Source organism: Kribbella sp. CA-245084 (genome assembly GCF_050942355.1).
GTDB lineage: Bacteria > Actinomycetota > Actinomycetes > Propionibacteriales > Kribbellaceae > Kribbella.
Genome location: NZ_CP192053.1, coordinates 6,760,150 through 6,786,956 on the forward strand (window position 1 = coordinate 6,760,150; position 26,807 = coordinate 6,786,956).

Genomic DNA, 26,807 nt, shown 5'->3' on the forward strand with positions numbered 1-26,807 from the left:
CTCCACTGATGATTCTTTGACAACTGCATGGCATGACGGTGCCTTGCGTACTGACACGGCCGGGCTGGTGTCGCGGTCGGACCTGGTGCAGGAAGGACCGGCCTGGCAGACGTACCAGGCGATGCCGTTGGGCAACGGCGTACTCGGTGCCGCTGTCTGGGCTGAGAAGGGCTACAGCGCCCAGCTGAACCGCGTGGACACGTTCCCCGACCTCAAGTCGGCTGGGCGACTCGTCGTACCCGGTCTGGACTCGCTGATGCGTGCTGACGACTACAGCGGCAGGTTGGCGCTGTACGACGGCCAGCTCGTGCAGAGCGGCGGTGGGATGACTGCGCGTTCGTACGTGCGGGCTGATGCGGATCAGTTCGTTCTGGAGGTCACCGGCGCGGATCCATCCAAGACGCAGACAGCTGACCTCAAGTTGTGGGCCGGCCGGACACCGGCAGCCAGCGCGAGCGGCGGGATCGCTGCGCTGGCAGAGACGTTCCACGACGCGTCGTCCGGCAGTATCACCGGTGCGGTTGCTGCGTTGACCGCGCAGGCTTCCGGCGTGACAGCGTCTGTTGTGGACCCGCTGACGGTTCGGTTGACGTTCCGGCCGCGCCAGGACGGGAGTTTCCGGCTAGTGGTCGGCGTACCGTCGTACCGCGGTGGTGAGCTGCGGACGGCCGCCCGTAAGGCAGTGGCTGAGACACCGAGTCACCACCTGCAGTGGTGGCACTCGTACTGGGCCAAGGCGGCGCCGATGCGGATCACGTCCGCAGACGGCTCCGGTGAGTACGTGGAGAACCTGCGGACGCTGCAGCTGTACACGATGGCGGCGTCGATGCGTGGCGACGTACCGAGCACTCATGGCGCGGTTGTACGGATGTTCTCCTCATCGCAGGACCAGGCCGACTGGGCGCAGGACTCGTACTGGCACTTCAACCTGCGCGAGTTCGTGGCCGCCAACCGCGGCGCGGGGATTGCCGAGTTCAATGCGCCGTACTTCAAGTTCTACCTGGACCGGGCCGAGCTGATGCGCGAGTGGACCCGCACCCACTGGATCGGCGGCGAAGGGCTGTGTCTGCCGGAGTTCATGCGGTACGACGGCACCGGTGACGGCTGCGACAACACGCAGGAACCGAGCTGGACGCGGAGGATCCTGACCAGCGGGCCGGAGCTGGTGAACAACATCTGGGAGCAGTACCGCTACACGGGCGACAAGGCGCTGCTGAACCGGAGCTATCCGTTGATGCGGGATGTGGCCAGGTTCTACCTGTCGGCCATGACCGTCGGCACCGACGGGTACCTGCATCTGGAGCACGTCAACGCGCTGGAGGTGCAGTGGGACACCAGCGACCCGGTGCCGGATCTGGCGGCGATGCGGGTGACCTTCCCGATCGTTGCCGACCTGGCGGCGTCGCACGGTGACACCGCACTGGCCGCACAGCTGCGTGCGGCGGTTGGGAAGCTCCCGCCGTTCCGGACTGTGCAGCGTGGCGGTGAGGAGGTGCTGGCATGGTCCGGTACGGACGAGGAGGCGCACAACACGCAGAACCCGGAGATGGAGGCGCTGTGGCCCTGGGGAGTCTTCGACGCCTCCTCCTCGTTGATGCAGGCAACGTTCCGGCAGCGCGTGTACCCGCAGGACAAGGACTGGGGGATGGACAGCACCTGGGCCGCACGCCTCGGGCTGTCCGACGAGGTGAAGCGCCTGCTGTTGAAGGGCATCGCCGACTTCCAGATCTACCCGAACGGGTTCACCGTCCACCGCACCGGCCAGGAGGCCGTCCGCAACCACAGCTTCTACAACGAGTGGGGCGGTGTGCTCAGCATGGGTCTGCAGGAGGCGCTGGTGCAGTCGTACACCGGGGTCGTGCGCGTCGCGCCGGCATGGCCGAAGGACTGGGACGTGGCCGGCTCGGTACAGATCGAGGGCGGGCACCGGATCAGCACCGAGGTCCACGACGGCGTGCCTACGGTGGTCGGGATCCAGGCCGGGAGCCGGGACACGCTGGAGATACGCAACCCGTGGCCGGGGCAGAAGGTGCGCGTGACCGACTCGCACGGACACGTGGTGGATGCGCCGACCTCTGATGAGGTGCTGACGGTCCCGGTGTCTCCGAACACGTCGTACACGCTGGAGCGCGTCGCCGTACCGCTGTCCTCGTTCTCCTACGCACCGCTGACCGGACAGCCGGCGACCACGGTCAAGACCGTCGGGAACCGGGTGCTGGGCATCACGAAGAGCGAGCCGCCGCTCGAGAGCGACCTCGTATCGGTGGCGGCGCCGGAGAAGCTGTCGAACCTGGTGAAGGCGCAGACCGGTGCACCGATCTATGTGGATCGCAGCTACACGATCACCGACCTACCAGCCGAGCTGAACGGACAAGCGCTGGTGCAAGGGGCGAATGACGACTCGAAGGCGACCACACCGGCCGACTACCTCCAGCTGAGGCCCACTCGGCCGGCGACGGTCTATGTCGCCTTCGACCCACGCGGTGAGAACGTTTGGTGGCCGTCCTGGCTGTCGTCCTTCACCCGTACCGGCGAGACAGTCGGCACTACCGACCAACGGCTCATCTTGTTCAAACGCGACGTCCCGGCCGGCGCCCTGTCGCTGGGCCCGAACTCCGGCGTACCGGACAAGGGCAACTCGACCTACGTAACCTTCGTAAGGCCGCAGTGAACGTGATACGACACTGAGCATGTCAGCCATGCACCCGACGACTACGACTGCCTGTCCTGGAGACTGGTCACCGGCGAGGAAGACGACCTCACGGCGCAGCACGACATCGTGCTGCGCCGTGAGCACAACTGTTGGCTGGCGGTTGACCTACGGCCACGCGGCCTGGTCCACCTGTTCGCTCTGAACCCGGATCTCCAACTCCACCCGAATCGCCGGCGCCAGCCGACCGACGTCCACGAGCACCGCCTCCTGCGCGCGGGCGGCGAGCCGTACAACGCATTCGGCCACCAACGCCGGCCACAAAGCGTCTCGGCGCGGCTCGTCCGTACCGACCAGACGTACGACGAGTGCGTCAACCAACTCGAGCTCCACCCACCGCCCTGCCGGCACCCTCGAAGCCGACGCGCGATCGATCCACCAGACCCTACTCAGCTGCCGCTCGTGCGACAGAGGCCCTTCGTCCGGCCGGTGCCGTTGGTGCGGCGGGTGCTGTTCGGCCGGCGCTTGTTCCTGCGGAGGAGGCGGGGTGGGCTGCGCGCCTGGGGTCAGCGACAGGGTGATCGGCGTACGTCTGCTACTGCCGGACAGCTGCAGCTTCGCCTCGGTCTGGACGACCGGGCTGAGGGCGTCCAGCGAATGCGCCACGAAGTACCCGTCGGGCGCCTGAGCCACGATCCGCGATAACGGACCCGCAAAGCTGATGCCCCGCTCGTCGTCGTGCAACTCCGTGAAGAGAATGCGAGCCTGCGGGAACGAACCCCGCAGAATGCCCAGCGCGTTAGCACTCACGACCGGCGTGAGCACGATGTTCGCCGTACTCGGCGCAGACTTCAGGTCAACAACCGCATAACCCGGCCCGAGCATGTCGCTAAGCTCCGCCCGCGCCACCTTCGACAGCTGCATAGCCGTAACCACGACCACCGCCGCCCCCAGCCCGGACTCCGGCCTATCCATCGGAGCGCAGCGCAGCCGACTTCAGATCACAACAGGTCACCGGGTCCCCCCTCGGTCAACTGCACATCCATCTGGTGAGCCCGCCGAGCATATCCGCCCAGGCACGCGAGGAAGCCGCACGCGCCGGCCGCCGTCCCCCGCATCCTCCTGCCACCGGCCGCTCTCGCAGACCAGGACGCGGCCTCCACGCCGCGCGTGGAGCCTCCACACGCGCTCACCGACCAGGCTCAGCATCAGCACCGCACCCACCGCCCACCCCCCAGCATCAGCAGAGCTGCGATATGGGGCACGGGCATCGGCTGCTCGGGAGGGGTGTGGGCGGCGGGGTCAGATGGTTACGAAGGAGGGTGGGCCGGTGTCAGCGGCGTCCGGTGCTGTCGGTCGCCAGACGGCGAACCGGGCGGCTTCTGCGTAGGTGGCAGCGTCCGCGTTCCAGCGCCTGGCGTGTGCAGGGGTCCTGGTTGCGACGGGCGAAACGGTTCCGCCCCACGGGTCGGCCGACGGGGTCGGCGACGGCGACTGTGAGTCGGCGGCGGAGTTCGAGCCGAAGGCAGGTGGACCAGAGCACACGAGCGGTGGTGGGTCGGCCCAGGCGGGGCGGTCTACGTGGACTGCGCCGTCGGTGATCGTTACGGTCCAGCGGCCGTTGTGAAGGTCTGTGTGGTCCCGGCGGCAGAGGAGGACCAGGTTGTCGATCTTCGTCTCGCCACCATCGATCCAGGAGATCAGGTGGTGGGCGTCGCACATGATGGGCGGCGCTCCGCAGACCACGCAGCCGCGGTCGCGGGTGTTCAGGGCGCGGCGCATCGCTCGGGTGACCAGGCGTTCGCGGCGGCCGACGTCGAGGGGTTCGGAGTCCGTGCCGAGGACAACAGGGATGACATGGGCGTCGCAGGCCAGCCGCCTGATGGCCGCGGCGGACAGCCCGTCGCCGTAGACGGTTCGGCCGATGGCGTCGGCAGTTGCTGCCTTGAGGTCCTGCAGGTCGATCGTGACGGTTATGCACGCCTTCGCGCCGTAGCCTGGTACGCGGCCCGTCTTCTCGACGACCGGTCCATCACCGGCGCCATCTCCGCGAGCCGATGTCTGGGTGCCTGGACCTGCACCAACACCCGCCCCGGCACCCGCTCCGGCGGAGGCGGTGTCCCATGCGTTGGCGGCGATGGTCAGGGCTGCGGAGAGGGCATCGGCTTGGCGCTTCTCGCGAGGCCGGGGGTCTTGTTCGCCGTCGGCGGTCTTGTGGGGCCGGGCGCCGGCGTGGACCACCGCACGGAGGAGCTCGGCGTTCTCGTTGGCAAGGTAGCCCTTGAACTTCACGCCCTTGTCGGCGTTGGTGAGCGTCAGCGACTCACGCTCGTATGCCTTCTTTTCTTCGGGTTCCGGGCCGTCGGAGTCCAGGAGGTTGCAGATCTCCTTGGCCGCGGCCCGGAGCTCAGCGGGCGCGAGATGGGCGGCCAGCTGCACCAACTGCTCCTCGGCGACGTCGAGGTCGTCGACCGGCACCCGCGAGCGAACCCGCTCCAACTCGAACACGATCGCCGCTGCCTGGGCCGTCTGCATCGGTCGCACCACACGCACACCTTCATCGCCGCCGCCCGCGGGCTCCCCGGCACCCGTGACCTCTCCCGCATCCGTTACCTCGCCGGCATCCGCGGTGCTGTCGCGATCAGAACCCTGCGCAGCTGGAACGTCCGGACTTTCGATGCCGTCGGCAAGCGCTGTGGCGATCGCGCTGTATCTCGGCAAGGCCCGGGCCAGGCGCACGTCGCGCCAGGCCTCCGCGCGGTCGCGGCGGTGGCGGCGGGAGACGAGTTCGACGGCGTCGCGGGCACCTAGCTCCTGGGCATGGCCGGTGTCCTCGATGCGGGCGATGAGCTGGAGCCGGACGTTCTGCAGACGGATGATCTCGGCGTCGACAGCGTCGAAGGCGGGCATCATTTCGCCTTCGCTCAGCGACCACACCGGTCGTCCGTCGAGAACATCCATGCACCCAACGGTACCTACGCCATCCGACAGTTTTCAAAGCCGAAATCCCTTGTTTTCAAGGGATCTGGTGATCCTCAGGACCAGCCGATCGCGGCTTGACGGCATGGAAGCCGAGGGTGTAGGTGTACGGGGCCACCTGCAGGCTGTCGCGCGTCGGTGGGCCGCAGGAGGCTGAGCCGAGGCCGTTCTGAGCGAGGTCCAGGTTGACGTAGATGTGGTCGCGCGGGGTGAGGTCCGAGCGGTGGCGGGCGGTTTCCAGGTCCTCGGTGGTCCAACGGCGGGCTGTCAGTTGGAAGAGCGGTGCGCCCGTCACGCGAAGACCGTTGCCATCGGCATCGGTCAGTTCGGCCCAGCGGACGTCGGTGCGGGCGCCGTTCTCCTGCGGTACGACGTACGGCGTCTGCAGCTCGTCGACCGTGCACTCGTACCGTCCCACACGGGCAGTTTCGCGGCTGTCGGCGTACGACTCGCCGGGACCGCCGCCGTACCACTGCACGTTCTCCAGCGTCCGCGGAAGGGTCATGCGTACACCGACGCGGGGCCAGCTGCCGCACCGTGGGGTGACGGCGGTGCCGGCCCACTCTCCTTCTGGCTGTACGTCGACGGTCAGCTGGAGTTGATCGTCGTAGGCTCTCCAGCGGTAGGTCGTGCGTACGGCGAGGCCGAGGCCCTCGGGTGCGACTCTCGCACGTACGAGTAGGCCGTCGTCCTGCACCTCGACACTCTCGACCCGATGGAGGAGGCGGTCGAGGCCGGCAGCTCGCCACTCCTGCGTGACGCCGTTACGGCCGCCCTGGCCGTTGTCGTTGTCGGTGGGGGCGCGCCACAGGTCCAGCACGAGGCCGTCGACCTGATGACCGAAGAGCCGGGTCAGTTGCCCGGTCGCCCGATCGAACTCACCGCCGCCAAGACGAAGCACCTCTCCATCCTCCAGCAGCACAGCCGTAGGCGACCCCTCAAGCACACTCGCCGCCTCCGCCGCCTCCGCCGCCGCAGGCGCGGCGGGTGGTTCCACTGGGAACTGTGCCCAGGCAACCTCATGTCCCGCAGCAGCCCAGGCCGTGTCCTTCGCGAGCACGGCCCGCACGGTCAGCAGTTGTTCATCCGTCGAGAAAGGTGCTGCGGGGGTGGGTAGGTCAGCCGACCGGCCCGGGGAAATGTCAGGAGCTTCGAGGTGGCCGGAGGCAACTTCTGTGCCGTCGGTGGTGATCGACCAGACGAGGGTGAGGTCGTCTACTCCGGTGAAGGTCCGGTGGTTGTGGACGGTGAGCGGGTCGGGGCCGGTGATGCGGATCGGTTCCAGGACCTTCTTGTACTCGAGCAGGCCGGGCGAGGGGGTTCGGTCGGGGAAGAGCAGGCCGTCGATGCAGAAGTTGGCGCCGTGCAGGCGTTCGCCGAAGTCGCCGCCGTACACATGGTCTGTTGCGCCGGGCAACAGTAGGCCGTGGTCGATCCACTCCCAGACGAACCCGCCCTGCAGGCGCGGGTAGTGCTCGAGGATCCGCTGGTAGTCCGCCAACCCGCCGGGACCGTTGCCCATGGCATGCGCGTACTCGGCCAGGATGAACGGCAAAGCGCGTCGCCGGGCCTCCAGGTCCGGGCGATCGGCGGTCTCGTCCGGCACGTCCTCGGTGCGGGTGCCGATCGCCTCGAGGTCCTCGAGCGGCGGGTACATCAGGCTGTAGAAGTCGGAGAACTCATACGTCCGGTCCCGTTCGTAGAACACCGCCCGATCCGGATCCCGCTCGCGGGTCCACGCGGCCAGCGTGCCGAAGTTCCGGCCGCGGTGGCTCTCGTTGGCGAGGGACCAGATGACGACGCTCGGATGGTTCTTGTCGCGCTCGACCATGCGCCGCATCCGGTCGAGCATCATCGGGGCCCAGTCCGGGTCGTCGGCCGGATTGCCGCGCCAGTCGGTGTAGATGAACCCGTGCGTCTCGATGTCGCACTCGTCGATCACCCACAGTCCCAGCTCGTCGCACAGGTCCAGGAACGCCGGGTGCGGCGGATAGTGCGCCGTGCGGACGGCATTGACGTTGTGCTGTTTCATCAGCACCAGGTCCTGTCGCATCGCCTCGACGGTCATCGCGCGGCCGCGGCGTTCGTCGTGCTCGTGCCGGTTGACCCCGCGGAAGAACAGCGGGCGGCCGTTCGCGGTGAACAGTCCGTCGACCATCGCCACCGTCCGGAACCCGATCCGGAGCTCGACCGTCTCCCCCGGCACGTCGACGGTCGCGTCGTACAGCCTCGGTTCCTCGGCAGACCACGGCTCGACCGCGTCGATCGCCACCGATTCGCCCGGTGCTGCGACGATCCCCAGTTCCGGCACTCGTACGACGGCATCCGGGACGGTCTCCACCCGCAGCGTGCCGGCACCGGTCAGATGGTCGTACGACGCGTGCACGAAAACGTCGTCGATCAACGGGCGCGCGAGCAGCGTGACGTCGCGGAAGATGCCCGGTAACCACCACATGTCCTGGTCCTCGAGGTACGAGCCCGACGACCACTGGTGGACCCGGACCGCCAGCAGGTTCCGCCCGGGCCGCAGGTGCTCGCCCACGACGAACTCACTCGGGAGGCGGCTGCCCTTCGCCGTACCGACCTCGATGCCGTTGACCCACACCTTGAAGCACGAGTCGACTCCCTCGAACCGCAGGACCGCGCCGTCGACCGGCCAATACTCGGGTACGTCGAACGTGCGGACGTGATCGCCCGTCGGGTTGGCGTCCGGGGTGTACGGCGGATCGATCGGGAACGGGAACGCGGTGTTGGTATACCGCGGTCGCTCGTGCCCTTGCAGCACCCAGTGACCGGGGACCGTCAGCGCGCCCCAGCTCTCGTCGACCGTTGGTATACCATCCGGCGCGCCGTCCCAGAGCTTGAAGCTCCAGCTGCCGTTCAGGTCGATCCGCGGCCGTGACGACCGCAACCAAGCCCGCGGTTCCCGCCCCCCGGTGCTCGGGGACAGATCCTCGAAGTACCTCACTGCGCCTCCTCGAGCACCACGACATCCCAAGCCCCCAGCACAACAGCCTCACCCGGACCGACAGGTAGCAACTGCTCGACCCGCACCGGTGGCCGAACCGTGAGCTCTTCCCCGGACCAGTTGTGCACGAACCACAGGCGTTTACCTGCCGGATTCACCGCCGACATCGCCGTCACCGAAGGCCCCCACAACCGCGACTCGCCATACAACGAAGCCGAAAGCTCCGCATCGGGCACCGTCCCCACATAGGTCACCCGCCCGGCCCCGAACGGCTTGGTCGTCACCACCGCCCGCTGCCCGCCTCCCGGATGCTCGAACGAGGCAAGCACCTCGGCATCGTCGACAACCAACCGCTCGGCCCACCGCGTCGCACATCCGCGCAATCCGCGCAGCCCGCGCACAGCCACGCCCTCGGCCAGGTTCTCGAACTCCTGGTATACCAAACCCGCCGCCTCCCGAAGCCGCGGCGGCGCACCCTCGGCTCGCGGCCGAGCCTCCAGATCCGCGTACCCCGTCCGCGGCCCGAGGATCAGATGCCCGCCGTCCCGCGCATAAGCGACCAGCCGATCAAGCACCGCATCCGAAGCCACATAAAGCCCCGCAGCAACCACAACCGGCGCCGACAACGCAGCCTCCAGCCGCTCGACCGGCACCACCCCGGGCTGCAACCCCGCGTCCAGGATCCCCGCGTAGAACGCCGCCACGATCGTCCGGTACGACGCCTTGTCCGGTATACCAGCCGGTGTAGCCAACGGCGGCTGGAACTGCATCGCCCAGTCGCTCTCGTTCGACCACAGCACCGCGACGTCGACATCAGGCGTCAGCCCGACGATCGAAGCACCCGCCGCGGCGAGCTCACTCCCGAGCCCGGCGATCTCTTGGTATACCCGCCCCGGCTCCAGCCCGTGCCCGAGAATCCCACCCCAGAACGTCTCCGCCCCGTGATGGATGGAATGCCAGTGCCAGTACTCCACCATCCGCGCGCCACGCGACACCATCGCCCAGGCGAGCTGCCGGAGCTGACCGTCGTACGGCGGCTTGTTCTCGTGCGACCCGCCGATCGACGTCGCATTCGTCTCGGTCACCAGGAACGGCTCACCCCGCGACCCGTACACCCGGTCCGCCGCCAGGAACAGGTCGGCCACCGAACGCCCGATCCACCCCGGTGACAGCCGCGACGGCACGGCCGGCCGCGTCAGCCCCTCCTGGACATCCACATAAATGTTGCCCGCCGCAACATCCAACCGCGACGTCAGCGATACGTCGGCCACCGCCGGCCGGTCGTACGCCAGGCACGTCGTCACGAACTGCCCCGCCCGCCGCAACTCCCGAACCAACCCGGCCTGCCACCCGATGAACTCGGCAGTCCGCGAAGCCTGGAACCGTCGCCAGGCCAGGTCGTACGACGGCGTACTGTTCCCGTCCGGCCGCCACAACTCGGACCAGTCGCTCAAACGATGCGACCAGTACGTCAGCCCCCACGCCTCGTTCAGCGTCTCGACGTCGCCGTACTCACGCCGCAGCCCAGCCACGAACTGCGCGAAGGCGGCCGAGTTGTGCGCCAGCAGCACCCCGGGTTCGTTGTCGACCTGGTAGCCGATCACCGCCGGATGGTCGCGATACCGCTCCACGATGCGCCGCACCACCCGCTCCGCATGGAACCGGAACGCGGGCTGTCCGTAGTCGATCTCCTGCCGGATCCCCCACGGCACCGGTACGTCGGTACGCCGCTCGGCCGCGATCTCGGGATGCGCGCGCTGCAGCCACGGCGGTACGGCGTACGTCGGCGTCCCAAGGATCACCCCGATCCCGCGTTCCCCGGCGCCGTCGAGCACAGGGCGGATCCATTCGAGGTCGAAGACTCCGTCGCGGGGCTCCCACGTGGACCAGACCGACTCACCGACGCGGATCGCGTTGATACCGGCCGCGACCATCAGATCGAGGTCGACCGCGGTCCGATCACCGACCGAGTGCGGCAGGTACTCCGGGTAGTAGGCCGTCCCCAGCACGACATGTGGCGGCAGCATGCAGTAACGCTAACCGACCACCAGCCGCGCGTGCAATCGTTTGCACACAGGGATTTCTCAGCCGACCTTGATCCGCGCCCGCCGCCGTGCCGGTCCCGTGCTGGCCCGGACCACGAGCTCCGGGGTCAGCAGGTCCGGCGCCGGCCAGTCCGCGCCGTCGAGCCGCGCGGTGAGCTGCTGCCAGGCGAGCTCCCCCAGCTTGGCCCGCTCGTTCCGCAATGAGGTCAACGGCGGCCGCGAGTACGCCGCGATCGGAATGTCGTCGTACGACGCGACCGACAAGTCGGCCGGGACCTCCACGCCGTTGTCGTACATCCAGCTCAGCAGACCGATCCCGACCAGGTCGTTGAACGTGATGACCGCTGTCGCCCGGCTGGCGAGGACGGTCGGCCCCGCGTCGTACCCATGGTTGCCGGACCAGCCGCCGTCGATCTCGTCCAGCGTCACGTCGAGAGCACGCGCCGTACGACGAAGCGTCCGGCGGCGTTCACCGTCGGACCAGGAGGTTGGCGGACCGCCGACGTACAGCACTCGCCGGTGGCCTAGACCGGTGAGGTGCTCCAGCAACAGCCGGCTGGCGGCGCGGTAGTCGATCGCGACAACCCCGGCGTTCTTCACGTTGCGGTTGATGCACACCACCGGCACCGGCTGCGCGAGCGCCTTCTCGAGGCCAGCCCGCGTGAGACGCGAACTGCAGAGCACCAGCGCGCCCGAGTAGTCGACCAACTCGTCGACCAGTCGGAGCTCCTCCGCCGGATCCTCGCTGCTCTCACCGATCAGCAGGCGGTACCCGCCCGCCCGCGCGGCGCCGTTCAAACCCTTCAGAACCTCGGAGAAGAACGGATTCGTCAGGTCGGGCACGGTGACTCCGACGGTCAGCGGGCGGCCGAGCTTGAACTCCTGCGCGCGTTTGTCGGCGCGGTACCCGAGCTGGCCGGCCACCGTGCGCACATGGGCGACCACCTCGGGCGAGATCAGGTCGGAACCGTTCAGCGCTCTCGACACCGTCGAGACCGACGTGCCGGCCTCCCGCGCGACGTCGATCAATCGAACCCGTTCCGCCACTGTCGTCCCCTAAGAATTGCCGATCCGCACATTCCGGATCGTGACATCGTCGGCGTACTGTACGACAGCTTCCGCCGCGACCTCGTCGAACCGGCTGTCGGTGATCGCCACCGCACGGATGTGCTGCGTCTCCGCACCCACGATGCGGTAGGCCCGCTCGGCCCGGGCCACCCGGACCCGGTCGAAACGGATGTCGCGCACCTCGGGGAACAGCGACTGGTCGCCACCTCCCTGATAGCTGAAGGTGATTTCCAAAGGACGATACATCCAGGCCCGCGAATCCACATCGCGGACGTCGACATTGTGGACATAGCCGCCGCGGGTCGACGTGGACTTCACGCACAGCAGCCACTGCAGGTACGCCTCCTCGGCGGCCGGGTCGGCCGGCGCGGACAACCGGCGTACGAACACGTCCTCGACGCCGCCGCTCATCTCACTGCCGACCGCTACCGCGGCTCCTCCGCTGACGAAGGTGCAGTCCTCGACGATGATCCCGCGCGACGGCAGACCGAGCCGGCGACCGTCTGCGTCGCGGCCGGACTTGATCGCAATGCAGTCGTCGTGGGTCGCGAACGTGCAGTCCCGGATGAGTACGTCGGTGCAGGACTCGGGGTCGCAGCCGTCACCGTTCGGACCGAGGTTGTTCACGGTCACGCCCTGCACGGTCACGTTGCGGCACTCGAGCGGGTGGATCGTCCACATCGGCGAGTCCTTGACCGTCACGCCCTCGATCAGCACGTCGGTGCAGCGGAACGGCTGGATGAAGCTCGGGCGCAGGTAGTGCCCCTCACCGAACACGCGCTGCTCGACGGGAACCTGCTCGTCGTTCATACGTTCGAGTTCGGCCCAGTCGGCGCGCTGGTTCGGCAGGCCGTTGTGCCAGCCGTACTGGCCGCTGCCGATCAGGTACCACCAATGTTCGTTGTCACCGGCACCGTCCAGCACTCCCTTGCCGGTGATCCCGATGCCGGTCTGTCCCTCGGCACGGATCAGCGACGAGTAGTTGTACACCTCGACGCTCTGCCACCGCGTCCGGACCACCGGCAGGTACGCCGCGGGATCGGTGCTGAACCGCAGCGTCGCCCCCTCCTCAATATGCAGGTCGACATGACTCAGCAGTGTGATCGCACCGGTCTGCCACACGCCAGGCGGTACGACGACATGCCCGCCGCCGGCCTGATGGCACGCGGAAATTGCGGCGGCGATCCCGGCGGTGGCGTCCGCTGGGGTCGCGCCGTACGCGGTGATCGGGAACCAGGCGTTGCGGAATCGGGGCGGCCGGATCCTGGACCGGACCAGACCTTCGACGCTCAGATCGGCGGCGGACGGCAGGCCGATGCCAGCAGCAACGACTCCGCCGAGACCGGCGCCGAGCAGTTGACGACGAGTGGGACGCATGGGCGGAGGCCCCTTTCTCAGGACACGTGAGGTAAAGCTTTGCCCGCAAGTATCCAAGAGATTCCGGCCAGGTCAAGACTCGGCCCGCACCAGACGTTGACACTCCCGGAGTCTGCAGGCACGATCGGTTGCAATCGTTTGCACGCTAGGAGGCCGCGGATGACCGCCCCTGTTCGTCGCCGTACTGTCCTGCTCGCTGGCGGAGCTTTAGCCCTTCTCGGCGGCGGCACCGCCCCGGCCGCCGCCGGCCCCGCCCCTGATGCGCAGGTTGCGGCGATCCTGCGCCGGATCAGACCGCCGCGCTTCCCGGACCGTTGGTACGACATCACCGACTTCGGTGCGGTCGGCGACGACACCACGGACTGTACGGCGGCCCTTCGCGCGGCGATCGAGACCTGTCACCGGCGTGGTGGCGGTCATGTCGTCGTACCGAAGGGCGACTACCGGACCGGTGCGGTACACCTACTGAGCCGGGTCGATCTGCATCTCGCGGACGGCGCGCGACTGGCGTTCAGTCAGGACCCGGCGGCTTACCTGCCGGTCGTGCCGACACGCTATGAGGGGACGGAGTGCTACAACTACTCCGCTTTCGTCTACGCGTACGGTCAGCGCGACATCGCGGTCACAGGTGCCGGAGTGCTCGACGGGCGCGCCGATGCGACGCACTGGTGGGACTGGACCGGCGGACCGCCTCCCAACGAGGGTCCGGACAAGACGCTGCTGATCCAGATGGCTGCCGACGGTGTCCCGGTCGAGCAGCGGGTGTTCGGCGACGGGCACAACCTGCGGCCGAACCTGTTGCAGTTCAACCGGTGCGAGAACGTGCTGCTCGACGGCGTCACGGTCAAGGACTCGCCGATGTGGAACATCCACCCGGTGCTCTGCCGCAACGTGACGATCCGCGGCGTGACCGTCGACAGCCCGGACGGGCCGAACAACGACGGTATCGACCCCGAGTCGTGTACCGACGTACTGATCGAGAACTGCACGATCTCGACCGGTGACGACTGCATCGCGTTCAAGTCCGGTAAGGACGCGGACGGCCGGCGCGTCAACGTGCCCGCGCGGTACGCCGTCGTACGGAACTGCGAGATGGCCGACGGCAACGGCGGGGTGACGGCCGGCAGCGAGACCAGCGGCGGCGTGATGGACATCTTCGTCCGCGACTGCCGGATGAGCAGCCCGCACCTCGAGCGCGCGATCCGGATCAAGAGCAACCCGGATCGCGGCGGCACCATCGCGAATATCGACGTACGCCGGGTCTCGGTCGGGCAGGCCGCCGACTCGGCGATCGAGATCGTGCTCAACTACGCCAACGTCACCACCGGCGAGTTCCCGCCGGACGTGCACGGAATCAGCATCAGCCAGCTCACCGTGGCGTCCGCGCCGCGCGCCCTCAACCTGCTCGGCCTCGCCGACGACCCGCTCCGCGACATCCGCCTGCACCAGTGCCGCTTCGACGCGATCACCGACGAGAACGTGATCCAGAACGTCGAAGGTCTGCGGCTGGATCAGGTGTGGATCAACGGCGCCCCCGTCGACAACTGAAGGAGCCCCAGATGGACAACCTGAGCCGCAAGAACTTCCTGCGCCTGGGCGCCGGAGCCGCCCTCGCAGCCGCAGCCACAGACCTTGCCACCAGTCCCGCCGCCGCCTCCGCCGGCGGCGGCGGGGTGGAAGGCGGAGCGGCCGGGGGTGAGGCCGCAGCCGGTGGTGGTGTGGTTCATGATCCTGGGCCTGGGTGGGGGCAGGTGGGCGAGATTCTTCGCAACACCCAGCCGCCGCACTTCCGCCCCCGAGACTTCTCGATCACGGCCTTCGGGGCGGTCGCCGACGGCGCCACGCTCGCGACCGACGCGATCGCGAAGGCGATCGACGCCTGCCACCGCGCCGGCGGCGGGCGCGTCGTCGTGCCGGCAGGAACGTTCCTGACCGGCGCGATCCATCTCAGGTCGAACGTGAACCTGTTCGTCTCCGCGGGCGCGACGCTGCTCTTCAGCACCGATCCGGCGAACTACCTGCCGGTGGTGCTGACCCGCTTCGAGGGCGCCGAGTGCATGAACTACTCGCCGCTCATCTACGCCCGTGATTGCGAGAACATCGCGGTCACCGGCTCCGGCACGCTCGACGGCGGCGCGACCTGGGACAACTGGTGGTCCTGGGTGACCCCTTCCGGCCCGGACGCGCAGGCGCTGCAGCAGATGGCCGAGGACGGCGTACCCGTGGCCGAGCGGGTGTTCGGCGCCGGCCATCACCTGCGGGCCGCGTTCATCGAGACGCAGTCCTGCCGCAACGTGCTGATCGAAGGCGTCACGATCGTGCGCTCGCCGTTCTGGGAGATCCACCCGGTGCTGTCCCGCAACATCACCGTCCGCGGGATCCACATCGACAGCCGCGGACCGAACAACGACGGGATCGACCCGGAGAGCTCGCAGTACGTGCACATCCAGGACTGCACGCTCGACTGCGGTGACGACTGCATCGCGATCAAGTCCGGCCGCGGCGCCGACGGTCTGCGGATCAACGTGCCGTCCGAGAACATCCTGATCGAGAACTGCACGCTGAACATCCGGTACGGCGCGATCACCATCGGCAGCGAGATGACCGGCGGCGTCCGGAACGTGTTCGTCCGCAACTGCACGATCGGCAGCCCGAACCTGTACTTCGGCCTGTACATCAAGACGAACTCGGTGCGCGGCGGTTTCGCGGAGAACATCTACCTGCGCGACCTCGACATCTCGAACCTCACCAAGGAGGTCGTGTCCTGCAACTTCTACCGCAGCGAGGGTGACGTCGGCCCGCTCACGCCGCGGGTGCGCAACGTCGAGCTCCGCAACGTGAACGTCGGGCACGCCCGGAACGCGTTCTCGATCTTCGGGTACCCGCGCTCGCCGATCCAGGACTTCCGCCTGATCGACTGCACCTACACCAGCATCGACGCGGCGAGCTCGATCCAGGACACCCAGCTGACCTTCCGCAACTTCCACGTGAACGGCCAGCTGATCACCGACCCGGCGCAGCTCCTGTGACACCTGGCTGGTCGGATGCAGACCGCATCCGGGCCGACGTCCGGCCGCCCGAATTCCCGGCCGTCGATTTCCCGATCACGTCGTACGGCGCGACGCCGGGTAACGCCACCGCCGGAATCGCGGCCGCCGTCGCGGCGTGCAGCGAGTCCGGCGGCGGTCGCGTCGTCGTACCTCCCGGAGTTTGGTATACCAAGGCGATCCGTCTTCGCTCGCAGGTCGAACTCCACATCAGCGAAGGCGCGACGTTGCGCTTCAGCACCGACCCGGCCGACTACCTGCCGGTCGTGGAGACGCGGTACGAAGGTCTCGAGGTCCTCAACCACTCACCGATGATCTACGCGAACGGCTGCACCGACATCGCGATCACCGGGACCGGCACGCTCGACGGCCAGGCCTCGTCGGACAACTGGTGGAGCTGGTTCCACGAGTGTGACGAGGAGTTCAAGCGTCTGCGGGAGCAGAGCTGGTTTGGTATACCGCTTCAGGATCGGGCAGTGGGCCATCGGCTGCGGTCGAGCTTCGTCCAGCCGTTCAACTGCACGAACGTCCTGATCGAGGGCGTGACCGTCGTCCGTTCGCCGTTCTGGCAGCTCCACCCGGTGCTGTGCCGCAACGTCACGATCCGGGACGTCGTGATCGACTCCCAGGGCCCGAACAACGACGGCATCGACCTGGAGTCGTGCCGCTCGGTCGTTATCAGCGGTTGCACGATCGACGCCGGCGACGACTGCATCGCGCTCAAGTCCGGCCGCGAGGCCGACGGACTCCGCGTGAACGTCCCCACCGAGGACATTCTGATCGAGGACTGCACGCTGCGGGTCAAGTACGGCGCGATCACGCTCGGCTCGGACCTGACCGGCGGTATCCGCAACGTCTATGTGCGCGACTGCCGGATCGACGGTCCGTACTTCGCTCTGTACATCAAGACCAACGCCGTTCGCGGCGGTTTCGTGGAGAACGTCTACCTCCGCGACCTCACGGTGGCCAAGGTGCTGAAAGAAGTTGTCCAGTGCAACTTCCATCGCGGTGAGGGCGAGGCCGGCCCGCTCATCCCGTCCGTCCGGAACGTCGAGCTCCGCGGCGTCAAGGTCGAGCAGGCCCGGAACGCGCTGCTGTTCCGCGGCTACCGGCATGCCCGGATCGAGGACGTCCGGCTTGTCGACTGCGACTTCACCGTCGACCAACCCAGCACCGTGCAACACACGGTGCTGGGCTTCGACAACGTCACCGTCAACGGTCGCCCGATCAAGGACGTTCACCAGATCCGGTAGTCCTCAGGGCAGATGTGCGCAGTGGACGTCGAGATCCCACAAGATGACCGACAGGGCGTACGGGCTGATCGCGTGCAGCTGGTGGGTCGCGTCCTCCAGCAGCTCCCAGTGGCCGTTCGACTCGTTGCTAACGGCATCGGTACCGATGACGGCGATTCGCTGCCGGACGGCAGCCTCGTACGAACGGTGCCCGACGCCGTTGAAGCAGCAGTCGTCGAACCGGTTCAGGATCTGCATCTGCCGCCGGTTGCGCCCGACGGACGCGAGCGCGTAGAAGTCCGGGAAGTCGGCCAGCTCGTAGAACCCGGGCTGCATGTCCAGCCGCTGCTCCCAGTCGCCGCGCGTCGGGCTCGGCTTCGGTGACCCGGGCCGGACGAAGAACGGCAACGAGCCGGCGGTCGGGTACGAGCGAGTGATGCGCGTGTCGAGCGCCGGGTACACCGTGGTCGCCCAGCCGCCGCCGGACAGTCCGATCATCTGCACGGACGACGGATGGTATACCGCCTGGACGTAGTTCGTTGCCACGGCCAACGGCGTGAGGAACAGCGCGAGCGGCGAATAGTTGTCCGAGGCCCATTGCGGCAGGTCGTTGTGCGACGGCTGCAGCTGCACGGTCGGGTCGTTCGGGTCCTGGAGTGTCTTCGGGTTCCAGTGGTAGAACGGCATCGCGAAGAGCAGAACGGTATACCCGCGGTCGAGCAGCGCCTGGGTGACCGGCTGCATCGTCTCCGGCCCTTCACCGTGACCGTTGTGGTAGAACGCCACCCGGCGGTGCGTGCTGTGCGCCGGCTCGAGCAGGAACACCGTGGACACGTATCCGAACTCCATCGCCACGTCGAGCTTGTCGCACCGCCGCACGCCAGTAAATGCGGGCAGCTCCGGTGGTATACCAACGTCCCGCTGCACCGTCGGCAGCCCGGTCGGCAGTACGCCGGTGTCCTTCCACACCTGTGCAACCAGCTGCGGACGGAGCGCGTCCGCGTCAGCCGCCGTGTGGATCTTCATCAGGTCCTCGACGTCGACGCCGACGACGACCTCCGGCAGTGTCCTGTACGTCGCTGCGTGGGCTGCCGCGATCTCCTGGTTCACCGGCGCGACCGGACGCGGTGCCGGATGCGGCTCCACTCCCCCAGCCGGCGCTGCGGGTGAGTCCCCGGTCGGTGCTGCGGGTGAGTCGGCGGCAGCCGCCGTCGACGGCCATCCGGTGGCACTGCCTGCTGTCACGGCGAGGACACCTCCGAGGACGCTGCGACGATTGACGTTCTTCATGGTGGATCACCTTTCGGAGCGGGGAACGACCGGGTGCCATCCGGCGAATACCGAGGACGGGTCGCGCAGCTGGGCTGCCTCCTCGTCATCGAGCTGCCGGGAGCAAGCCAGTCGTGCGGTGGTGTCGAGCGGCTGACCGGCCAGATCCGTGCTGTGGTACTCCCAGAACCGGATCTGGCCGGCGGCCGCGCAGTCGTTGGGGCTGGTGATCTGCCAGCCGGTCTTCTTCACCTGGCTGTCCATCGCGGAGTCGATGAAGACCACCTGGCTGGTCGGGAACCGGCTGAGCTCAGCGCGCGCCAGGAACACGCTGTCGTCGGGCACTCCGGGCCCACGGGTCAGCCGGACCCGGACGAAGATGTGGCCAGGCCCGTCGTCGATGTTGCGGACCTGGTTGTAGTAGCCCTCGTGCAACGCCTTCAGCTCCGAGTCCTGCATGAAGATGCCGCCGGTCCCCCAGACGAAGTCGACGTCACCCTCGACGTAGCTGTTCGTCACGAAGGTCTGGCCCTGCAACCGCAGGCTGTCCTGGTATCCGAGGATGCGGACCCGCGCCAGCACCATCCGGCTCCCGTTCCCGAAGAACGCCTCCGCCTGCGACCCGCGGTACGGCGTGAGGTTCTGCACGGTCACGTCCGTCATCGTGAAGTCGTCGGCGAAGACGGCCATCGCGGCGCGCCAGCAGTTGAACCGGTCCGACTGCGGGATCACGCGACGCTGACAGTACGACTGCTCCTGCGGGACGTTGCCCATCGCGGAGTCGCCGTTGAGCAGGTTGTTGTTCGGGTAGCCGATGACCGTCCGGCCGGCGCCCGCCCCGCGGATCGTGATCCCGGGTTTGGTCGGCGGCACCCAGACGAGCTCGCGGTACAGACCGGGTGCGACGTCGATTGTCGATTTGTGGCCCTCAGCAACGAAGTCGATCGCGCTCTGGACCGTGCAGAAGTCCTTGCCACGCCCGACAGTCAGGTGGCCGTCGCTGTTCGGATCCTGCTGCGTCCGGAAGCGCCAGTTCTTCACACCGGAGTTGCCGACCACGAACCCGGGATCGACCGTCACGTAGTACACCTGTCCGCCCGCCAGCCGCTGGTGCGGGTAGACGGTGACCGTCCGCCCGTCGACGACGACCGCCTGGTACGTCCATGTGTGCACCTGGTCGAAGTCCGTCCTCGCACCACCGACCGTCCGCTGGTACGACGACAGCGCGGCGAGGTCGATCGTGTCGACGACGGCACCGTTCGCCTGGTGGATCTCGAGCTTGCCGGTGACTCCGAGTCTCACCGGACCTTGGAAGGTGAGACTGAGCGGAGTGTCGGAGCAGGTGGCGTCCGCGGGGCCTTGCGGCGCGAGGTTCGGCGTACCGATCGGGCCGGTGGACCAGCCGGTGAGGTGCTTGAGGACGGTGGTGAGTTTCGCGGCGGCTACCTCGTGACCTTGCACGTTGGGGTGGGTGCTGCCGTTGAAGTCGTCCGGTCCGAGCCAGCCGGTGGTGTCGACGTACACGATCCTGCGGTCGTTCGCGGCGGCGACGGCGGCCTTGACGTCGTCGGCGTGTGTGCCGTTGAACGGGCGCAGGGCAACGATCAGGGCCTGCGGGTCGGCGGTGCGGATCTTGTCGAGGTAGGCGGCGTACGCCGGAGTGAACTGCGCGCTGTCGTAGGCGGCGTCGTTCGTACCGAAGTTGACGACGACCGCACCCGGGTCGAACCCGGTGGCCGGGAAGCCGGCAAGGTTCAGGCCGAACGACTCGGCGGCGGTGCCGACGTTGCCGTGACCGGGTTGCAGGATGCCCTGCTTGCCGAAGCCGACCTGATTCGTGTCCGCGCCGAACGCCTCGCCGACCAGGTGCGGGTACGCCTTCGTGCCGTCCGCGCAATCGCTCCCGAGCTGCGCGCACAGTGCCATCACGCCCTGGGTGATCGAGTCGCCGTAGAACTCGATGTGGTGCTCGGCGGTCGTCGGCAACGGGATCAGCTTCGCGTCCGGCGCGAGCTCGATCTTCTCCAGCACGACACCGGTCTGCAGTGGGACGTTCCAGCGGTTCTCGTACTCGTCGACATCCTTGACCAGGATCTCCGCGGTGTGCGCGACCGTCGGGTCGAGGTCGTCGGCGAAGGTCTTGTGGTCCGCGTCGACCTTCTGAAGGACGGGCGCGCCGCCGTCGATCGCGACGTACAACTGCGCGGGGACGGTGATGGCGGCGGTGTCGAACAACGCGCCGAGGTGCGAACCGGTGAACCGGAAACGCACCGAGGACCCGGAGTTCACCGTGATCGCGACGTCGTCGTCCCGGCCCCAGTGCCCGTCGAGCTCGATCCGCGGGTCGAACGGACCGTACGTCGCCGGGTTCGCCGCGGCCGCCGGACCGGCCGACACCGTCAGCAGGCCGACCCCGGCAAGCACGACCAGACACAGACCGATCAGACGATTGCGCACGGCGATCTCCTCGCGCAGACCACCGCACAGAAAGCCCGGGGCGGTGGGCGGGTAATGGTTTTCCTGGCTACCGTCGCAGCGCGCTCCGGTCGCGTCAAGGGTTCGCCGTGAGAAATCGGGAAAAGGTTTACATCGCCGCAACGGCAGCGATCTTCGCCGTGCTCATGGTCCAATGGCCCGGTGAGACCGCGTAAAGCAGCAGAGGCGACCAGGGACGGCGCCGCATCAGCCGCACCCGCCGCCCGGGCCACGATCCACGACGTCGCCCGGCTCGCCGAGGTGTCGACCGCGACCGTGTCCCGGGTGCTGAGCGGCGGCAAGGCCGTGTCACCGGAAGTCTCCGACCGGGTCCGCGCCGCCGCCCGCGATGTCGGCTACCGCCCGAACCCGGCGGCCCAGACCCTCCTGCGCGGCAGCAGTCGCACGGTCGGCGTCGTCGTACCGGATCTCGGCAATCCGTACTTCGCGGAGATCCTCAAGGGCGTCGCCGCCGAAGCCACGGCTGACGACCAGCACACGCTGGTCGCCGGCACCGAGGAAGACGCGGAGCAGGAGTACCGCTCGGCGATCGAGCTCGCCCGCTGGGTCGACGGCCTGCTGCTGTGCGCGCCGCGGATGAGCACGCCGCGGCTCCGCGAGGTCGCCGAAGCCGCCCGGCGTCTGGTCCTGATCAATCGGGTCCTGCGTCATCCCGCGGTCGGATCGGTGGTCGTCGACTACCACCTCGGCGTCCGCGCCCTGTGCGAACATCTCGCGTCGCTCGGGCACAAGCAGATCGTGTACCTACAGGGTCCGACGGCAGCGTGGTCCGATCAGCAACGCGAGCGGGGTTTCCGCTCCCCCGAGGCGTCGGGTCTGACCATCATCCGGGTGCCGTGCGGCTCGACGCCCGCCGACGGGCGGGAGGCTGTGGACGAGGCGCTCACATATCATCCGACCGCAATGATCTGCTTCAACGACCACGTCGCTGTCGGCGTGCTCAGCCGACTCCGCGAACTCGGGGTCTCGGTCCCGGACGACATCTCGGTGGCCGGTATCGACGACGCTCCGATGAGCGCCCACACCGATCCCGGCCTGACCACGTTCGCCGTCTCAACGGTCGAGCTGGGCCGGCAGGCCTGGGAGCGTTTCGCCCCGAAGGTCTCCACCGCCACCACACACGTCCGCGGCGAACTGGTCATCCGCTCGTCGACCGCCCGCCCGGCCGGCCGTCGGGTCAGACGCGCGCGGTGAACCGGTAGCTCCCGGGGACCGCACGGCACAGAGCGGCGTTAGGCATCGGCTCGAGAACCTCCAGACCGGCTGCCTCCGACAAAGGCTTCCCGGCTTCACGCACCGACTCGGGATCTGTGGTCGGGATGTGAATCGTCGCGTCCGCTCCCGGCGGAATCGCCACCTCGAGGGTGAGCACACCGTCGGCCACCTCCCAACGGGTCGACACGCGCCCGGACGGAACGTCGTACGACGCTGCCGCCCACGTCAGCCGCCCACCCGGCCGCGGCCGGATCACCAGCTCGCGGAAGCCGATCGACTCCGGCGACTGGCTGATCCCGGCGACATCGCCGTACAGCCACTCGCCGACCGAGCCGAGGGAGTAGTGGTTGAACGAGTTCATCGCGACCGGGCCGAACCCGCTCTCCTCGGTCCACCCGTCCCAGCGCTCCCAGATCGTCGTCGCGCCGTGCTTGATCGAGTATCCCCACGACGGATACCGGTCGTCGTGGAGCAGCTCGTACGCCAATTCGGCGTACCCGTATCTCGTCAGGATCGGGCACAACAACGCGACGCCGGCGAACCCGGTCGTCAAGGAGCGTCCGCGCCGTTCGAGATCCGCGACGAGATGCTTCACCGCCGCCTGCTCGGACTGCTCCGGCAGCAATCCGAACGCCAACGGCAGCAGGTACCCGGTCTGGGTGTCCCCGCGAACCTTGCCCTCGGCATCGACGAACTCTGCCACGAAGGCCGCCGCAATCTCCCGGTGCAAGGCGTCGTACGCCGCTGCCTCGTCCGTCAGCCCGAGGACCCGGGCGGTCGCGGCGGTGAACTCGACACTGCGCGCGAAGTACGCCGTCGCGAGGACATCGCGATCGGTAGTGACGCCGACCTGCAGCCAGTCGCCGTAGTGACCGCTCGTCCGCCTCCGCCAGATCAGATCCGGGTTGGCGCGATGCACGTAGTCGACCCACTGCCGCATCACCGGCCACGCGGTGCGCAGCACCCGCTCGTCGCCGTAGATCCGGTAGAGCGACCACGGCACGATCGTCGCCGCGTCCGCCCAGGCCGGCGTCCCGTGCCGACCGGTGATGACATGGGGAATCACGTCCGGGATCGCGCCCTCGTCGGTCTGCGCCACCGCGAGGTCGGCGAACCAGTTCTCGAAGAACGTGAGTACGTCGGCCTGGTACGCCGCGGTCGGCAGGAAGATCTGCGCGTCTGCCGTCCACCCGAGTCGCTCGTCACGCTGCGGGCAGTCGGTCGGGACGCTCACGAAGTTGCCGCGCTGACCCCAGCGGATGTTGCTGAGCAGCTGGTTGACGCCCGGATCCGAGCACTCGAACCGTCCCGCCACCGGTGTGTCCGAGTGCAGCACCCGGCCGGTCACGTCCTCGGTCGTCAACTCGCCCGGATACCCGTCGATCTCGACGTACCGGAAGCCGTGGACGGTGAAGATCGGTTCGAAGAACTGCTCGGTCGCGCCGGCGCTGACGAAGTAGTCCGTCGCGTCTGCGGTCCGGAGGTTGGCGGTGTACAGCTCGCCGTCCGCCTGGATCATCTCTCCGTGCCGCAGGCGGATCCGATCACCCGCCTGGGCGCCACGGACCCGCAGGCGGACGCGGCCGGCGAGGTTCTGCCCGAGGTCGACGACGAACCGGCCGGACTCCATTTCGGTCACCGCGATCGCCGCGACGTCCTCGGTGACGCGCACCGGCTCGGTCGTCGTCGCGATCACCGTCGACACATCGTCACCGAGATCACCCGCCGGCGCCCAGCCCGCGGCGTCGTACCCCGGGCTCGACCAGTCGCCGAGGTCGAGCCTCGCGTCGTGCGACTCGCCCATCAGCAGGTCGGCGAACCGGATCGGCCCGACGCGTTCGACCCAGCGCCCGTCGGTCGCCACAACCGTCCGGGAGCCGTCGGGATGGTCGACGACGAGTTGCGCGAGCAGTTGCGGCTTCTTGCCGTAGTGGTGTGCGTGGCTGCGCGTGTCCCAGCCGACGTACCCCGACCACCAGCCCTCGCCGAGGACCGCGCCGATCACGTTCTCCCCTTCGTGGAGGAGGTCGGTGATGTCGTACGTCTGGTAGGTGACGCGCTCGCGGTAGTCGGTCCAGCCGGGGGTCAGCTCGTCGTTGCCGATCCGCTGACCGTTGGCACTCAGCTGGTACAGGCCGTGGGCCGTCGCGTACACGCGCGCTCGCGTGACGGGCTGCGTGAGCTCGAACGAGCGTCGGTAATGCCGCGGCGGGGCGATGGTCGCCTGCCGCACGGTCCGCGGCTCGACGCGATCGACCGGCGGTTCGAAGTACGGATCGGTTTCGTAGTCATGCTCGATCCAGTGCGCTTCCCACTCGTCAGCGTGGAACAGACCGGTCGCGAACCCCGCCTCGGCCGTCGACACGCCACCGGCCGCGTCCCGCACGTCGAGCCGCCAGACATAGTCGGTCTGTGAGGTCAGCGGTGCCCCGCCATGGTCGACGTACGTCTCCCGGCCGCTCCGCCACCCGCTGTCCCATACCGGCACGCCGTCGCGCAGCACCCGCACGCGGAACGCATCCTGCCGATCGCCACGGGTCGGTGACGCCAACCGCCAGCTCAGCCGCGGTCGCGCCGTACCGATCCCGAGCGGATCGACGCGGTGCTCACAACGCAGGTCGTACGCCGTCAGCGTCGTCAGCGTTGTCCCTGCCGGCGCCTCGGACAGCACCCAGCCAGTTGTCGTCACCAGGACCACTCCGTCTCGGGTCGGTGCAGCTCGTACTCCCGCAGGCCGCCAGCGTGCTCCGGGCGGTCGCCGTACATCGGCCGGGACGTCCCCGGCGGGTCGATCGCGATCACGTCGTCGCCGCGCCACGTCGTCCGGAACTCGTTGTCTGCGGCAAGCTCCGTGGTGGTCTGCTCAACCATCGGGAACGTCACCGTGATCCGCTCCCCCGGCTGCGCGTTCGGGATCGACAAGTACCCGTCCGGCGCCCAGATCCGCTCGGCGCCCGTCCACTCGTCGTCGCCGCGGCTCAGCTTCAGCCGCGCGTAGCCGGCCCACTCGGGGATGCGCACGCGCAGGTCGTCGATCGGCGCGTTGACGTGCAGCTCGACCTTGCCCTCGACCGGCAGATGGCTGATCACGTCAACCGCGTGGTGACCACGGTTCAGCAGGAGGTTCACCCGGGTCAAGCGGCTGTCGCCGGTGACGATGCTGTTCCACGCCCAGAACAATCCACGAACCCCGGACCCGACACAGCACGCCTGGACGTCGTTGGTGTGCCCACGCCCGAGCGGTACGTCGGACACGTAGTCGTTCGGAGCGCCATACCCGCAGAATGCGCCGAGGACCCGCTCGCCGACGTTCACGTACGTCCGCCAGCCCGGCTCGTCCTGCGAACGGTCCGGCGCGGACTCCACCCAGCTCACGTCCTGCAACTGCGAGGCAGCCAGGTGGTTCCGGACGAAGCGCTCCACGACCGCCCAGTACGACGTCAGTCCGTTGCCGGCCAGCGTCGCACCCAGGCCGATCAGATCGACGAGTGAACAGGTCTCATGCTCGTACTGCTGGTCGGCCAGGTCGCCCGGCGTCCAACCGAACCCGGTCGCCTGACCGAGCACCCAGTCGTAGCTGCGCCGGACGAACCCGGTGAGCCCGTGGTCGCCGGTGTGCCTCGCCAGCCGCGCCAGACCTTCGAGCGTGCCGACGCGGGTATGGAAATGGCCGCTGCGATACGCACGGGCCGGGTTGAAGCTCCCGTCGGCATTGAAGACACCGCTCTTGTCCACGATCAGGCGGGCGAACCACTCGCACAGCTCGAGCGCGTCGGTGTTGCCGGTCGCCTGGTGGTAGCGCAGCAGCGGCATGATCAAGCGGCCCGAGAACGACGCCGGGTCGGGCGCCAGGTGCAGGTCGATCGCGTTCGACGAGGGCCAGCCGTCCTTCGTGTACTCCGACGCCGGGTAGAACCAGACGTCACGCTCCTTGATCGCGATGCGCTTGAGCGCGGCCACCTGACGGTCCGCGGCGCGCCGGGCCTGCGGATCGTCGGCCGCGACCACTGCGGTGGTCATGGCGAGCAGCGTGGCTCGCTGGTCGATCAGGTTGGCGTTCGGCAGCCAGTGACCCTTGGGGTGCGCCTGCCGGTAGGTCAGACCGTCGTCACCGAGCAACGCAAACAGCCGCTGCCGGTACTGCTCGGCGATCGTGTCCCACCGCGGATCCCAGTCCTTGCCGCCGGTCATCTGGCGGGTCAGCAGGATCGCATCGGTAAGCCGGCCGTGACTGGAGCCGTAGTCCCAGTCGCCGTGGTCCATGCGGGCAGGGCGAGCCAACAGGTTCGCGCTGAAGAACGGGATGCCGTCCCGGTCGTCGTCGGCCAGACCGGTCACCGCGTTCATCGCCAGCGCGGCCCGTTCTTCGAGCAGCAGGGTTGCCGGGATCGTCGCCATAGGAAAACCTTTGCCTTCTCAGCAGGCAAAGTCAACCGGCTATCCACAGGCTGGCGGATCCGC

Annotated in this window: 15 protein-coding genes; 5 read left to right on the forward strand and 10 right to left on the reverse strand. The window is 68.2% G+C overall.

Annotation, left to right across the window (positions count from 1 at the left end):
• Positions 1–43: 43 nt before the first annotated feature.
• Entirely contained in the window at positions 44–2,671 is a 2,628-nt protein-coding gene (locus ACQPYH_RS32100; RefSeq protein ID WP_432879002.1) for a glycosyl hydrolase family 95 catalytic domain-containing protein, read from the forward strand.
• A gap of 147 nt (positions 2,672–2,818) precedes the next feature.
• On the opposite strand, the gene ACQPYH_RS32105 is transcribed toward ACQPYH_RS32100, so the two are convergent.
• The 6 genes from ACQPYH_RS32105 to ACQPYH_RS32130 form a co-directional block, all read right to left on the reverse strand.
• A complete protein-coding gene (locus tag ACQPYH_RS32105) occupies positions 2,819–3,625 on the reverse strand; it encodes a hypothetical protein (protein WP_432879005.1) in 807 nt (268 codons plus the stop codon).
• 327 nt (positions 3,626–3,952) lie between these two features.
• Positions 3,953–5,611, reverse strand: coding sequence for a DUF222 domain-containing protein (locus ACQPYH_RS32110; protein ID WP_432879008.1), 1,659 nt, complete (start codon positions 5,609–5,611; stop codon positions 3,953–3,955).
• Positions 5,612–5,666: 55 nt separating this feature from the next.
• The gene (locus ACQPYH_RS32115) at positions 5,667–8,597 is read right to left on the reverse strand and encodes a glycoside hydrolase family 2 TIM barrel-domain containing protein (RefSeq protein WP_432879011.1); all 2,931 of its coding nucleotides are present in this window, start codon (positions 8,595–8,597) and stop codon (positions 5,667–5,669) included.
• A complete protein-coding gene (locus tag ACQPYH_RS32120) occupies positions 8,594–10,624 on the reverse strand; it encodes a beta-galactosidase (protein ID WP_432879013.1) in 2,031 nt (676 codons plus the stop codon). The genes ACQPYH_RS32115 and ACQPYH_RS32120 overlap by 4 nt, the downstream gene beginning before the upstream one ends.
• 57 nt (positions 10,625–10,681) lie before the next feature.
• Positions 10,682–11,689, reverse strand: a complete 1,008-nt coding sequence (locus ACQPYH_RS32125) for a LacI family DNA-binding transcriptional regulator (protein WP_432879016.1) — start codon at positions 11,687–11,689, stop codon at positions 10,682–10,684.
• Positions 11,690–11,698: 9 nt separating this feature from the next.
• Positions 11,699–13,087 (reverse strand): glycoside hydrolase family 28 protein, encoded by a 1,389-nt coding sequence (locus ACQPYH_RS32130; protein WP_432879018.1) that lies wholly within the window; start codon positions 13,085–13,087, stop codon positions 11,699–11,701.
• 159 nt (positions 13,088–13,246) lie between these two features.
• On the opposite strand from ACQPYH_RS32130, the gene ACQPYH_RS32135 reads away from it, so the two are divergent.
• Genes ACQPYH_RS32135 through ACQPYH_RS32145 form a run of 3 tightly spaced genes read left to right on the forward strand, consistent with a single transcriptional unit; the run spans position 13,247 to position 17,387 of the window.
• Positions 13,247–14,635: a glycoside hydrolase family 28 protein gene (locus ACQPYH_RS32135; RefSeq protein WP_432879021.1), complete on the forward strand. Its 1,389-nt coding sequence runs from the start codon at positions 13,247–13,249 to the stop codon at positions 14,633–14,635.
• 11 nt (positions 14,636–14,646) lie between these two features.
• Positions 14,647–16,116, forward strand: coding sequence for a glycoside hydrolase family 28 protein (locus tag ACQPYH_RS32140; protein WP_432879024.1), 1,470 nt, complete (start codon positions 14,647–14,649; stop codon positions 16,114–16,116).
• A complete protein-coding gene (locus ACQPYH_RS32145) occupies positions 16,113–17,387 on the forward strand; it encodes a glycoside hydrolase family 28 protein (RefSeq protein WP_432879027.1) in 1,275 nt (424 codons plus the stop codon). The genes ACQPYH_RS32140 and ACQPYH_RS32145 overlap by 4 nt, the downstream gene beginning before the upstream one ends.
• A gap of 3 nt (positions 17,388–17,390) precedes the next feature.
• Here the strand turns inward: ACQPYH_RS32145 and ACQPYH_RS32150 are convergent, their stop codons facing one another.
• Both ACQPYH_RS32150 and ACQPYH_RS32155 read right to left on the reverse strand, forming a co-directional pair.
• Positions 17,391–18,656 carry a hypothetical protein gene (locus tag ACQPYH_RS32150; protein ID WP_432879030.1) on the reverse strand — a complete coding sequence of 422 codons (1,266 nt, stop codon included), beginning with the start codon at positions 18,654–18,656 and terminating at the stop codon, positions 17,391–17,393.
• Positions 18,657–18,662: 6 nt separating this feature from the next.
• Positions 18,663–21,092 (reverse strand): pectinesterase family protein, encoded by a 2,430-nt coding sequence (locus ACQPYH_RS32155; RefSeq protein ID WP_432879032.1) that lies wholly within the window; start codon positions 21,090–21,092, stop codon positions 18,663–18,665.
• A gap of 180 nt (positions 21,093–21,272) precedes the next feature.
• On the opposite strand from ACQPYH_RS32155, the gene ACQPYH_RS32160 reads away from it, so the two are divergent.
• Entirely contained in the window at positions 21,273–22,325 is a 1,053-nt protein-coding gene (locus ACQPYH_RS32160) for a LacI family DNA-binding transcriptional regulator (RefSeq protein ID WP_432879035.1), read from the forward strand.
• Here the strand turns inward: ACQPYH_RS32160 and ACQPYH_RS32165 are convergent.
• Positions 22,309–25,035, reverse strand: a complete 2,727-nt coding sequence (locus ACQPYH_RS32165; protein ID WP_432879037.1) for a family 78 glycoside hydrolase catalytic domain — start codon at positions 25,033–25,035, stop codon at positions 22,309–22,311. The genes ACQPYH_RS32160 and ACQPYH_RS32165 overlap by 17 nt on opposite strands.
• Positions 25,032–26,744, reverse strand: a complete 1,713-nt coding sequence (locus tag ACQPYH_RS32170; protein WP_432879039.1) for a hypothetical protein — start codon at positions 26,742–26,744, stop codon at positions 25,032–25,034. Before ACQPYH_RS32170 ends, ACQPYH_RS32165 begins: the two co-directional genes overlap by 4 nt.
• Positions 26,745–26,807 lie beyond the last annotated feature (63 nt).